Below are 12,509 nucleotides of genomic sequence, written 5' to 3'. Positions count from 1 at the left end.
GTCATGCGATAGGTACTACCTCGCCGATGTCTTTGACCAGGTGCCGGATGTCAATCCAGATGATCAGGTCGTTCTTCTCGTGATCCTTGTCCTTTACCTTCTTTTTGATGATTCCGAGGATCGCTCCATCATCTTCCATATCCGCTGCGGATGTGGAATCGATGTCCTTTGTATCGAAGGTGGAGACCGACAGGACATCGTCCACCATGATGCCGGTCTTGGCCCGGGTGATCTTCTCGTCCAGGACAATGATCCGGCTGTTCTCCTCGTTCGTCTCATTTCCTGCAGGGATATGCAGGCGTTCCTTGAGATCCACGATGGTCGTGATCTCGCCGCGGAGATCGATGATCCCCTTCATGTAGGTCGCAGTATTGGGAAGTTTGGTGATGGTTGTATATTCAACAACTTCCCGGACATCGAACAGGTCGACTGCATACCGCTCCCTGCCGAGCAGGAACTCCACGACCTGGAGGCTCCCTTTCTCGTGGCGCTTTTCCCGCCGGCTTTTCGGGCTTTCTCTGTCGGGTACGGTGGTTTCAGGATCCGGGTGGGAAGGTTGGGCTGTCTCTTTTTCCTTGGTTGTTTTTGCCATGATAACCTCCGTCAGCACTTGAACCGCGAGATCTCTTTTGTCACCTGATCGATGATGGTGTTGACATTACCGACGACTTTGGTAATCTGGTCGATGGCAGCAGACGACTCTTCGCTCGCAGCCGCGGCATCGGTCGACTCCTTCGCGGTGTCCTGCATCAGTTTGCCGACTTCGCTGATACTTGCGGTTACTTCCTCAACGGATGCGGCCTGCTCTTCGGAGGCTGCCGCCACTTCGCCGACATTCCTGCTGATCTGGTCAATGGTGCCGACGATCTTGTTGAAACTTGACAAGGTATCGTGCAGTGCCTCACTGCCCTCCTTGACCCCGGTGTTTGCAGCGGCGACTGCGTCCACTGCATGGTTGGTCTGCTTCTGGAGGTTGTCGATCATCTCGGCAATCTTCTCGGCAGAGGCCCGTGATTCAACAGCAAGGGACTTGACTTCCGTTGCGACGACTGCAAACCCGCGCCCTGCGTCCCCTGCCCGCGCAGCCTCGATAGCCGCGTTAAGGGCGAGGAGGTTGGTCTGGTTGGCGAGGTCCGTGATCAGGTTGACGATCTCGCTGATCTTGTCCATCTGCCCTTTGATCTCGAGGATGATCTGGTTGACTTCGTTCGAGGACTTGGTGATGCCCTGCATACCGGACTCGGTCTTCTGCGCAAGTTCCATGCCTTCCTTGCTATAGGTAGTAGTGTCGTCAACGATCTTGGCGACAACCTCGGCTTTGTTGGCCACTTCCTGAATTGTGCGCGAGAGATCCTCCATGGCTCTCTGGACCTGCTCGATACCCTGCGTAGTCTTGTCAGCATTGGAGCTGACCGCGGCTGCGTTCTTTGCGACCTGTCCTGCTCCTGCAGCCACTTCCTCGACGCTTGCGTTGGCTTCCTCGGCACTCGATGCAAGGTTGGTCACCTGCGTGTTGATGCCCCGCATCGCCTTTGAGACCTGCTCGCCTATGTTGTCAAGGGATTCCTTGAACTTGATGAAGTCTCCCTGGACCTTGAGGTTTTTGTCCACTCGTGCGGTGAAGTTGCCTGCCGCGTATTCATTAGACACCTTCATGGCCTCGTTCACCGGAGCGACAAAGGCATCGAGAGTGTTGTTGACGCCCTTGACGATCTCCCGGTACCCTCCTTTGAACTTTTCCGCGTTGCCGCGGGTCGCGAGACGGCCCTGGACTGCAGCGGTTGAGAGCGTGGTGGCCTCTTCAACCAGTGCCTTAAGCGTGGCATTGATGGTATTCAGTGAAGGAGAGATCTCATCTTTTTCATCCTGGACCTTGAGATTAACCGTAAGATCCCCTTCAGCGATCTTCTTCATGCCTCCTACGACGAATTTCTGGAGACCATTTGCATAGGAATCCATGACTCGTGCCATATCCCCGATCTCGTCCTTCCGTGTAATGTTCAGCCTCGTGCTGACAATTCCCTTGCTGAGCTTTTTGAGATTGGTTGATACCGTGGTTAATGGCTCGGTAATGCTCTTGGACAGGTAGAGTGCCAGTGCAATTGCAATGACAATGCCAATGATCGTGGCAACAATCATCGTCATCTGGGCTCCTGTAGCTGACTGGGCTGACGAAGTTTCCAGGGCTTTTGCGTCCTTCTGATTAGCAGCGACAGCAGCTTTCAGTGCATTGACCGTGTCCGTCCGTGCGTTGATAAGGGGTGAACCCGCTGCAAGCTGGGCATTCACGGTTGTCATGTCATTTTTCTTGGCCGCAGCGATGGTCAGATCATACTGCGTCAGGAAATCCGCATACGCACTGTCGAACTTGGCCAGGTTGGTCTTATCAGCATCAGATAAGGATGTTGCACGGTAGCCATCCATCTGAGCTTTTATCTCATCTTTGAGTTGGGGAATAGTAGTCTGTTCTTCCGTAGAACGTGAATCCGGTACGAAAATGTACCGGTAGAGTTCGGCTCTCAGCTGCTGGAAATCAGCAGACGCAACACCAATCTGTCCGGTTGGTATTACCGAATCTTCATAGAGTGATGTTGTAGCACTGCTCGTTGTTACGAGATTGGTATATCCAATAACCGCGATAACAACGGCAATCAACGTGATGATCAGGAATGCCCCGATCAACTTCTTTCCCATCTTCATGTCATCAATGAACTGCATATGGTTCTCCTTTTTCCTCCTTTTTCAGATCGTAACCCCATGTGGTCTCCCATGAATCCTGCCCATGTGGGTTCTTTGTGCGCTGTTTTCCAGTGAACCCGCGAGGGTACCGTGGTATGCGGCGCCCGCCACGGGGCACCGCGACGGTCCGGAAATGTTAGCCTTCCGGGCGAACTGTGGGTAACAACATCGTTGGTAAACAATAGTATATAAATATTATGGCTTATGGCGGTTAGATGCAATGGTTAAAATAGTTGAATGAATATGTTTATTATTACCAATCACTGGAGCGCCAGTGCAGGTTGAATATCAATAAGGAGCGTTTCGAAGCATGGTAAAGGAGAGTGAGGTTGTCCGCATCCGGGAGATTCTTGAACAATACCCAAAGGGGCTGACTATTGAAGATGTATCCCAGAAGCTCGGGCTTAACAGGGGGACCGCGGCCAAGTACCTCAACCTTCTTGTTGTGTCGGGGCAGGCCGAGATGCGCAGCCTTGGGCCGGCAAAATTGTTCAGCCTTTCCCACCGCGTGCCCTTGTCCCAGATGCTGAGTTTCTCTTCAGATCTCATCATGATCCTCGATGACGACCTCTTCATCCAGCAGGTGAACGACGCACTTCTGCGTTTCTTCAAGCTTGAACGTGAGGCGATCATTGGCACGCAGATCACCCATTCACCGCTTGCGCAGCACATGACCTCCCACCACCTCGAGATCATCGCAGAGGCTATGGAAGGCGAGGAAAAGGAACTGGAAGAGGATATCGACATTGGTGGCAAACCACGTACATTCCGCATGAAACTCCTGCCACTGGTGTTTGACCAGGGCAACAAAGGGCTCGGTATCATCTTTGAAGAGACCTCACGATGGAAAGACTACCAGCAGGATCTTGAAGGGCGGATCAAGGAGCCACCTGAAGAGCTTATCATTGCCAACAAGGAACTTGAAGAAAAACTCCAGGAGCACAAGAAGATCGAAAAAGCTCTCCAGGAATCTGAGGAAAAGTATCGCAATCTCGTAGAGAATATGCGGGATGTGATCTTTACGCTCAATGATCACGGCACGATCACCTACATAAGCCCGGTTATCCGTCAGGTTACCGCATACGAACCTATGGAACTCCTCGGACGCCAGCTGCAGGACTTTATCTTTAAGGATGATATCATGTCGTTCATCAAAGGCATGGAACATGGCAGGTCAGGGACAACGGAACCATTTGAGTTCAGGATTCTAGGAAAGGATGGTACTCCTCGCTGGGTTCAGACATCCGGCAGGGCACTTTACCGGAATGAGGTCATGAGCGGTTATCATGGCATTCTCATGAATATCCAGGAACGAAAGAGGTCCGAGGATGCACTGCGCCGCGCAGCAAAACAGATCATTCTCTTAAATAGCATTACTCGGCACGATGTCCTGAACGGGCTCACCAAACTTCTCGGTTACCTCGGTGTGGCAAGGGCCCAGACCAAGAACAAGAAGATCACCGAGATCTTTGACCGCCAGCAGGAAGTCATAAAGACCATCCAGCAGCAGATCAGCTTCACTCGCGATTACCAGAACATCGGGCTGCAGCCCCCACGCTGGACGAATGTTGCGGAGAGTATCCGGGCGGCTGCATCTTCGGTAGATCTGGGAAAAATATCCCTGAAATCGGATATTTCCAATATAGAAATATTTGCTGATGACCTGATCGAGAAAGTTTTCTCAAACCTTATCACAAACTCAATCGAACACGGGGGACATGTCTCCGCCATCCGGTTTTCCGGTGAGAAGCGGAAACGTGCCCTAGTCATCGTATGCGAGGATGACGGTGTTGGTATTCCTCAGGGGAAAAAAGAGCTCATATTCGAGCACACACGTTCCGGCAGGATCAGTTACGGGCTCTTTTTCTCACAGGAAGTGCTCGCCATCACCGGACTCACAATCCAGGAGACAGGCACTGAGGGTACAGGGGCACGGTTCGAGATTCTTGTTCCCGAGGGGGCGTACCGGACATTATGACACTTGTGCACCCTGAAAAGGCAGTTAGGAAACTTACAATGGAGACCAACGTTGATCAGATGTTAATCCGACGGAGACTTGGAGGCGAATCATGGAATCATCAATTGAAGTAATTGAGTTTGCCCTTGCGGACGGACGTTATGCGATCGATATCAACATTATCCGCGAAATTGTGGAAATGGTACCGATAACTCCCATACCACGGGCGCCCCCCTATATAACGGGTGTCATTAACCTCCGCGGTGAGATCACCAACATCGTAAATCTGAACAAACACCTTGCCCTGCCGCCCAAAGAGCTCTCGAAAAGCCAGAAGATCATTGTCTTCACGGCAGATACCATCAAGGGAAACAACGTTGGGATTGTTGTAGACTCGGTTGCAAGTGTGGTCGTGGTACCCGTGTCGCAGGTGAAGCAGGCATCAGAAGAGAGCGGGGAGAAAGAAGGCAATTACGTCAAGGGAATCATCAATATGTTCTCCGCCGGTGAGACAAAGCAGGGAAGCGGTCTTGTTATCTGGCTGGATATTCTAAAATTATTTAAGGATATAGAAAAGAAGTAGTTGCCTACATAATCAGGATTATGGATATGATTGAAAACCAGAATGAATTTCTCCAGCTCAAGCATTTCGTTGAACAGAACCTCAAGATCTTCTGTTCCAATTACAAGGAAGATTATATCAAGCGACGGTTTTTTTCCAGGATGCGATCCACCAATACTAATTCCTATGCAGAGTACCTGCATTACGTAAAAACCAACCCGCCGGAGATGGAGCTGCTGCGAAAAGCGCTCACAATCAATGTCACGGAGTTTTTCCGTGACAAGGAAGTTTTCGATGCGATCAAGATGGTAATTCTTCCCGCCATCATCAAGGACCGGAAACGGATTTCCATCTGGTGTGCCGGAAGTTCGACCGGTGAAGAGCCATATTCGCTGGCCATAATCCTGTACGAGCTGATGGCCACCCATCAAGATATATCCGGTTATATCATCGCTACTGATATCGACCAAGTGGTACTCGGGAAGGCAAAAGCCGGCGTGTTTGAAGACAAGCTCATCAAAAAACTCCCGATCTCGGTTGTCCAGAAGCATTTCACCCAGCTGCCCAATGGCTCATACGAGGCAAAACAGCATCTCAAAGACCTCATACGGTTCCGCCCGCATGACCTGATGAGCGGTGTGCCGCCCTCTCGTTTCCTCGATCTGATCACCTGTCGGAACGTCACGATTTATTTTAACGAGAAGCAGAAAGATGACCTTGCACGCACGTTCCATAGCGCACTTGTCACCAACGGATTTTATGTCATGGGTAAGACCGAGTACCTGGGCCGGCAGGTCGAGAACCTCTTCACTTCTTTCAATTCATCCCTGAAGATCTTTATCAAAAAGTCCTGATCCGGGCCCACGATGTGGACGCCCGGAAGTCTCATTCTTTATCTTTACCCCGGTCGAACCCTTTGGTCAGGTTATGCTGGAATTCTTTCCTGGCAGAGTGCATTTTTATCTGGTTCAAGACGGTGACGAAGTTGATTCCGATAATAAGGATGATCAGAAACAGGCTGACCCAGACCATCACGCCCTGGGCTGACAGGAACGCTGCCCATAGCAGGACGACAAACGAGATCAGGTAAAAGACAACCCATGTCCGCAGCCCGGGCAACTCCATACACATCCTTACTCATCAAACGCATAATAAGATATCCGGTATGCTGGGGCATACGAGGCAATTATTTAAAACAATACTCCATGGATCCTATCCGCATCCATTAACCCTCATGCATGAATTATCGGATCCGGAAAGAAGTGATTCATCAGATGAATGAGAAGCGGAACATTGTTGGATCACCAATACTTTTGGTGTGAGATGCACGTTTTTGTTCTCAAAATTTTTGAACACCCCCGGGTATCCTCATCCAAATTCGTCGGGGACGGTTCGGATGAGGAAATAAAAAAAATTGTCAGATCTTTCTGTGTCGATTAAAAAAATGTCAGGTTGGGATATGGCATATAAAAAATAATATCTAGAAAGATCGGCAGCAGGTATATAATTCCCGGATCCAGCCAGAATAATTCTTCCACCCCACTTTAATCCTGGTTGATAATCGTCATGTTTTTTTATCTCGTCTCCAAGTACTATATGTGGAATCCGGTGATATCCTCACAGTTGTGGGCGGACTTGTTCTCGTCCTTGTTATTGCTCTTGTGGCAAACCCCCAGCACCTGACGGGATCATCCGTTCAGGCAGTTCCGACAACGACCATAATTCCTCACGGGCTGGGTCCGAATACCAGTGGCGTCGCAACCACTCAGGGAACTCTTTCCACGGAGTTGAATCCGAATCAAAGTGGTTTCGTAACCCCTCAAACAATAACAACGCCAACTGCCGTAGCGACCGGTGCAGCACTCTACCAGATATTTTACACCAATAAGCCGTTCACGTATCCGAGGTTCAAGCTTCCGGAGAATATGGTAATATTCGGGGCGTCGGACATTCTGGCAAACCGTCAGGATATGGTACCGTTTGCTTTTATTGAGTATAACCGTAGTGGTGGTCTGACCCAGATATTCTCGGTCCCCTATCCGGTCTGGGTGCTCAATACGACGGTGACGGCAAATCTTACCCCCCAATACGGGGATTTCCGAATGGTTCTCTGTTACGCATCCAATGGTTCCATTATTAACGGTGAAGAGATCCTGAACCGGGGGTCATCCTACCGTATTATCCAGGTTTCGAATACGGATGTGTATATGATCATCTCGACGGCCTATATCGATCGCTACCGCATAACTCTGGAAACAGCGCGGAACTATTATGATGCATACAAACCTGCCTAGACAGGGTTCTCTACCATCAACTCTCGCGTAAATGAATCCGCGCACTAATCATATTTTTTCGACAATTACCCTGACACGGTCACCCGCTTTCAGCATGTGCCCTTTAGGGATATCAATATTGAACCAGAGCGCAATGGGATTTTCCTGTGTCGGGTCCTGGGACATAAGGCAGTCTTTGTAGTCGTTGATATCCGCAACAAATTCGATCTCAGCTTCGAAATCAAGAACTTTTGCCATGATAAAAAGGGACAATAATGGTAGTATCAGATTGCACGAGGCGTAACCATCCATGTCGTGCTGTTCGAATAGCTCCACCTGATAATATCAAGTTCCTTACAATGTTCAGCGAGGATGGCCATGTTTGTTCCCACTTCTTTTGGCGATAGCCCGAGATCTTTTGCTATGTATTTTGACTTGAAATAGTGTTTTCCCTTGGTTATCCCCGAGCCGAGATACAAAACGATCTTGTGCTGGGTCTCATTATACGTCTCACGGATTTTTTTGGTAGTTGACATGTTGTGCCTCAGCATTAAAATCTCATATAGATCAACTTCTATATATAAATATCTGATTATCCTGCCCAGATTTCGGTCTTTTTTGAATTACGCGGCCAGGATTTTGTCCAGAAAGAATTTACCGGCCAGTTTGGTGAGCAGTTTCCCGTGGAATATATTAGCGCGAATTCCGGGCATTTTAAAGCAATAATTATCGGGATTTCTTTAAAAAAAAAGTTTTTATGACCTTTTTACCTTTCACGGGAATGCAAGAGATTATTACTATTTCTGACATAACCCCTTTTTATACAGGATCGCACTCACCTCGCTTCTCCGGCATTCTGTTGCGAACGAAATGCGGCCCTGGATTCAGGATGTGAATCGTGAATCTGCGACAACCCAATGCAAATGAGGCAACAGGAACCATAAACCGTTCGAGAAATGTCTCCCCAATGTCCGGGATCTGTTCCCGGTGTATTGACGGGTGCAAGGGAAACTGCGAGTTATGGCTGTCATCATTCCGGGGGAGGGAAGTACTCTACCCCGGGCCGTTCGGGGAAGTCACTGCGGGGGCTGACAAGAATTATCCCGTCGACTATTCCCACCTCAACATCCAAGGGTATGCCGTCGGTGCCAAAGGTATGCCTGAAGGTGTAGAGGCAGGTCCTGATACCGCGGTCTTCTCATCGGTCAATACTGAGACATCGTACGGGTGGAATCTCAAAGTAAAGATGCGCCTCCCCATCTTTACCGGTGCTTTGGGTTCGACTGAGATCGCACGGGTGAACTGGGAGCAGATTGCAATTGGAGCAGCGATTTCCGGAATAACCTGTGTCTGCGGTGAAAATGTCTGCGGTGTTGACCCCCAGCTTGAGCTGGACATGAATGGAAAAGTGAAAAAATCGCCGGAAATGGATAGGCGCGTGGAAATTTACCGCCGTTTTTCTGAAGGATACGGTGAAATGCTGGTCCAGATGAATGTCGAGGACACACGGATCGGTGCTGCTGAATATGTGGCGAGCAGGCATAACTTGGAAACGATCGAACTCAAATGGGGCCAAGGTGCAAAAAGTATCGGAGGCGAGATCAAAGTCCCGACTCTGGAACGCGCGGCCGAGTTGAAAAAAAGAGGGTATATCGTACTACCGGACCCGACGGTCAAAGTACATCAGATATCCTTTAAATCAGGTGCCGTAAGGGAGTTCGAACGTCACTCAAGACTGGGGTTTGTGACACGGGAGGGATTTCTGGAAGAAGTTGACCGTCTCCGGGATATCGGCTTCAAACGGATCACCCTGAAGACCGGGGCCTATTCCGCGGTGGAACTTGCAATGGCCATCCGGTATGGAGCAGAAGCAAAGATAGACCTGCTCACCATCGATGGGGCCTCGGGAGGTACGGGTATGAGTCCGTGGCCGATGATGAATGAGTGGGGGATCCCCACTTTTTACCTCCAGTCACTGATGTACGAATTCTGCGAGCGGTTGAGCCGCAAGGGTATGAAAGTCCCGGATATCGCGATGGCCGGGGGGTTCACGGATGAGCCAAACGTCTTCAAGGCACTGGCCATGGGAAGCCCTTACGTTAAGGCGGTCTGTATGGGGAGGGGCCTGATGATTCCCGCGATGGTGGGAAAAAATATCGGCAAGTGGCTTGATGCCGGTGAACTGCCGAAAACCGTCTCGAAATACGGGACGGCTGCAGAAGAAATATTTGTCTGTTATGAGGACCTGAAGCAGAAATATGGAGAACGTATGAAAGAAATACCATTCGGCGCACTTGGCATGTATACCTTTGCCGAGAAGTTCCGGACCGGTTTCCAGCAGATTATGGCAGGAACCAGAAATTTCTCCATACCGTATGTTTCGCGCCGGGACGTCATGGCGCTTACCGAGGAGGCTGCAACTATTTCCGGTATCGCCTACGTAATGAAGGCTTATAAAGATGAGGCGCTTGAAATTCTGCTGGACTGATGAAAATCTGGCTCTGAATTTTTTAGCGAACCACTATTTTATGTACCGATTATTTATTCACTCTCGGCCCAATACTGAACGCTTCCAGAAGCCGGAGTGTGATACGGGTACCAAGTGTCGGCTGGATCGACTCCAGCCAGAGGAAGAAACCCACTCGGGACGGGGTCGGGCGCTCGAACTTGAAATGGCCGTCTTTATGCTGGATCATTTTATGATACTCTTTTTTCTGCCGCGAACGCAGGTAGATGATAATCTCGTAACCGGGAAGATCGGTGGCGATAATAGCTTTGGTATAATATTTTGAAAAATCGGCAAACTCGATCTTCCTTCCTTTCACACTCAACCCGTAAATATCACAGAGGGATTTTACCGATTGCGGAAATATCCCCCCGTAGAGCACTTTTTTTACCAGCTGGCCCGTCTGGTCTGATATCTCCGGGTGCATCCTTCCACCGGATTTGCTGATCTCGGAGAAGATACGGTCTCGGACTTCGTCATGATATTGTTTATAATCAAAGGGTCTTTTGATAGGAATTTCGGTTGCTCGTATCAACTTCGGGTGGTTCTCCGGAGTATTGTAGAGGATCCTAGGACGGTAATGTTTGACAAGCGACTTGATCTGCTCGCAGGAGCTTGTATGGATAATCGCATTGGTCTTGTCCTTTGCAAGCCGTTTGACAACGGAATAATTCGATAAATCGAACGAAGAGACCAGCAGAAAAGGTGTCGTCTTCTGTGCGTAGAGGTAGCCAAGGAGTTTTTTCTTGAATGCGATCTCCTGCTCGAACTCTTTCAAGTCTGAAGGAGAGGTCACGACTTCGGCAAATGCCACATGGTTATCGGAATCTACGAGAAGAAGATCAAACTCCGCAAGGTCCTGGCCATTGCCCCTCACCGTAATATCCCCGTATTTTGAATAGAAAAGCCCGTTCTGGCCAAGCCTTACTTCTTCCCGCTTTCTCGGGGCATCGGCACCTTTCATGGCAAGGTATTTGATGCGGTTTGATCTCTTGGAGATCTCAAGAAACATCTCATACACGATTGCTTCAAACCAGCGTCCTTCGGCGGTCCGCATCGGTTCAATGTCAGGAGAGAACAATTTTCTGCGTTCAACCTTGTTCATGTGTCTCGTGGCGTTGAGCGCAATTGCCGCATTGGGTTTGAAATTTTTAAAATTGGAACTCAGCCACGGTATCATGATACAGTAAAGAATTACTGGTCTAATAGTAGATAACAATCTGCTTTGCTGCCGATTAGTCGTATTTTCACCGCATCTAGATACTTATAGAAAAATATATATGTACATGCAAGATATTGCCTTCGTACCTCAGGACTGCATTCAGTTCTGTATTCAAGAGGACATAAGAAGGGAAAGGGAAGGCGAGGGGATTCTTGATGGTTACTGTAAAAAAAGTGAGTGGCTCAGTATCATTGCCCCGGTATTTCATGCCGGATGCATCAGAATCGGACTACCTGAAGATCCTCAACCAGGTTCAGGAATGCCCGAGCTCCCAGATAGGAAATTCCTATTTTTATATCCGGACAAGTGATGGATATGTGTCCCTGTGCCGGATAATACCCGGTGCCGGGAAAGTGTTCTTCCATGAGATCGTGGATCATCAGAAATACGGAATTTCCGATGAGGATATCGAGAAGGCAATTTATGAAGACCAGAATACCTTCACGTTGCCAGGTCATCATCCGGTTTCATCTCATATCGAGATGAAATTACACGCTTTCCTGGGATTGTAACAATTCTTTCCCGGATTATTATACTATTACAAAGATAATTTTAATTCGTATTTTCGTAAAAAGGGTCTGGTCCTGAGTGATTCTGGGAGTTTCAAGTGAATGAAACAAACTTTACGATTCGATCTCCCCGGTCCTGATTCTGATGGCTTTCTCGACGGGAATAATAAAGATCTTGCCGTCACCGATCTTTCCGGTCCTCGCTGATTCGGTAATCGTTTCGATCAGGGTATCGAGATCCTTGTCACTAACAACGATCTCAAGAGCGATTTTGGGAAGAAGATCAACGATCATGAGACCGCCGCGATATTCAAGAGCGATACCCTTCTGTTCGCCCCTGCCTTTGACCTCAGTAATAGTCATCCCGTTGAATCCTTTGTCTTCAAGGGCTTTTTTTACAAACTCAAATCGTTCAGGTTTAATGACTGCTTTTACCATTTTCATGTTAATCCCTCAAAATCAGCACCGCTCTCCATGCTGGGAGATGTCGAGACCGACACATCCCTTCTTTTCGGTTACCCGCATGCCGATAGTCTTGTCGATAATGATTGCAAGTATGTATGTTATAACAAACGCATAGATAAGGGCAGCGAAAGCACCCGCAACATCTGCTACAAACTGGTGGACATTTCCTTCCAGAAGCCCCGAAGCTCCATTGACCGCTGCTGCCGCGAAGATGCCGGTTGCGAGTGCGCCCCAGAGGCCGCCCATGCCGTGGACTGCCCAGGCATCAAGGCTTTC

14 protein-coding genes and 1 pseudogene are annotated in these 12,509 nt (G+C 49.1%); 7 read left to right on the top strand and 8 right to left on the bottom strand.

From position 1 onward, the window contains the following. Position 1: 1 nt before the first annotated feature. Together ABSB80_RS07880 and ABSB80_RS07875 are read right to left on the bottom strand one after the other, a co-directional pair. Positions 2-592 carry a chemotaxis protein CheW gene (locus tag ABSB80_RS07880; protein WP_428369837.1) on the bottom strand — a complete coding sequence of 197 codons (591 nt, stop codon included), beginning with the start codon at positions 590-592 and terminating at the stop codon, positions 2-4. A gap of 11 nt (positions 593-603) precedes the next feature. Next, complete coding sequence (locus tag ABSB80_RS07875; protein ID WP_428369835.1) at positions 604-2,718, bottom strand: HAMP domain-containing methyl-accepting chemotaxis protein; 2,115 nt, start codon at positions 2,716-2,718, stop codon at positions 604-606. 331 nt (positions 2,719-3,049) lie between these two features. On the opposite strand from ABSB80_RS07875, the gene ABSB80_RS07870 reads away from it, so the two are divergent. From ABSB80_RS07870 to ABSB80_RS07860, 3 genes are all read left to right on the top strand, one after another. Further along, complete coding sequence (locus tag ABSB80_RS07870; RefSeq protein ID WP_428369833.1) at positions 3,050-4,717, top strand: PAS domain S-box protein; 1,668 nt, start codon at positions 3,050-3,052, stop codon at positions 4,715-4,717. A 91-nt stretch (positions 4,718-4,808) separates the two neighbouring features. Then, complete coding sequence (locus ABSB80_RS07865) at positions 4,809-5,279, top strand: chemotaxis protein CheW (protein ID WP_428369831.1); 471 nt, start codon at positions 4,809-4,811, stop codon at positions 5,277-5,279. A 26-nt stretch (positions 5,280-5,305) separates the two neighbouring features. Beyond that, positions 5,306-6,112 carry a CheR family methyltransferase gene (locus ABSB80_RS07860; RefSeq protein ID WP_428369829.1) on the top strand — a complete coding sequence of 269 codons (807 nt, stop codon included), beginning with the start codon at positions 5,306-5,308 and terminating at the stop codon, positions 6,110-6,112. A 31-nt stretch (positions 6,113-6,143) separates the two neighbouring features. Here ABSB80_RS07860 and ABSB80_RS07855 read toward each other — a convergent pair whose 3' ends face one another. Then, positions 6,144-6,383: a hypothetical protein gene (locus ABSB80_RS07855; protein ID WP_428369827.1), complete on the bottom strand. Its 240-nt coding sequence runs from the start codon at positions 6,381-6,383 to the stop codon at positions 6,144-6,146. Positions 6,384-6,856: 473 nt separating this feature from the next. On the opposite strand from ABSB80_RS07855, the gene ABSB80_RS07850 reads away from it, so the two are divergent. Further along, positions 6,857-7,552 carry a hypothetical protein gene (locus ABSB80_RS07850; RefSeq protein ID WP_428369825.1) on the top strand — a complete coding sequence of 232 codons (696 nt, stop codon included), beginning with the start codon at positions 6,857-6,859 and terminating at the stop codon, positions 7,550-7,552. Between the two features lie 48 nt (positions 7,553-7,600). Here the strand turns inward: ABSB80_RS07850 and ABSB80_RS07845 are convergent, their stop codons facing one another. After that, complete coding sequence (locus ABSB80_RS07845; protein WP_428369823.1) at positions 7,601-7,789, bottom strand: hypothetical protein; 189 nt, start codon at positions 7,787-7,789, stop codon at positions 7,601-7,603. A 26-nt stretch (positions 7,790-7,815) separates the two neighbouring features. Further along, positions 7,816-8,067 carry a DUF7123 family protein gene (locus ABSB80_RS07840; RefSeq protein WP_428369821.1) on the bottom strand — a complete coding sequence of 84 codons (252 nt, stop codon included), beginning with the start codon at positions 8,065-8,067 and terminating at the stop codon, positions 7,816-7,818. A 362-nt stretch (positions 8,068-8,429) separates the two neighbouring features. Between ABSB80_RS07840 and ABSB80_RS07835 the strand changes: the two genes are divergently transcribed. Then, entirely contained in the window at positions 8,430-10,019 is a 1,590-nt protein-coding gene (locus tag ABSB80_RS07835) for an FMN-binding glutamate synthase family protein (RefSeq protein ID WP_428369819.1), read from the top strand. A 49-nt stretch (positions 10,020-10,068) separates the two neighbouring features. Here ABSB80_RS07835 and ABSB80_RS07830 read toward each other — a convergent pair whose 3' ends face one another. After that, complete coding sequence (locus ABSB80_RS07830) at positions 10,069-11,217, bottom strand: hypothetical protein (protein WP_428369817.1); 1,149 nt, start codon at positions 11,215-11,217, stop codon at positions 10,069-10,071. A 106-nt stretch (positions 11,218-11,323) separates the two neighbouring features. On the opposite strand from ABSB80_RS07830, the gene ABSB80_RS07825 reads away from it, so the two are divergent. Both ABSB80_RS07825 and ABSB80_RS07820 read left to right on the top strand, forming a co-directional pair. After that, positions 11,324-11,569 carry a hypothetical protein gene (locus ABSB80_RS07825; RefSeq protein WP_428369815.1) on the top strand — a complete coding sequence of 82 codons (246 nt, stop codon included), beginning with the start codon at positions 11,324-11,326 and terminating at the stop codon, positions 11,567-11,569. A gap of 43 nt (positions 11,570-11,612) precedes the next feature. Further along, the gene (locus ABSB80_RS07820) at positions 11,613-11,771 is read left to right on the top strand and encodes a hypothetical protein (RefSeq protein WP_428369813.1); all 159 of its coding nucleotides are present in this window, start codon (positions 11,613-11,615) and stop codon (positions 11,769-11,771) included. A gap of 111 nt (positions 11,772-11,882) precedes the next feature. Here the strand turns inward: ABSB80_RS07820 and ABSB80_RS07815 are convergent, their stop codons facing one another. Together ABSB80_RS07815 and ABSB80_RS07810 are read right to left on the bottom strand one after the other, a co-directional pair. Then, entirely contained in the window at positions 11,883-12,212 is a 330-nt protein-coding gene (locus ABSB80_RS07815) for a P-II family nitrogen regulator (RefSeq protein WP_428369811.1), read from the bottom strand. A 15-nt stretch (positions 12,213-12,227) separates the two neighbouring features. Beyond that, positions 12,228-12,509 (bottom strand): annotated as a pseudogene (locus ABSB80_RS07810) (ammonium transporter); the annotation flags it as partial.

It is taken from the genome of Methanoregula sp. (assembly GCF_050010295.1).
GTDB lineage: Archaea > Halobacteriota > Methanomicrobia > Methanomicrobiales > Methanospirillaceae > Methanoregula.
Note: the sequence above shows the minus strand (reverse complement) of the source record. Positions and strands in the feature narration are given on the sequence as shown.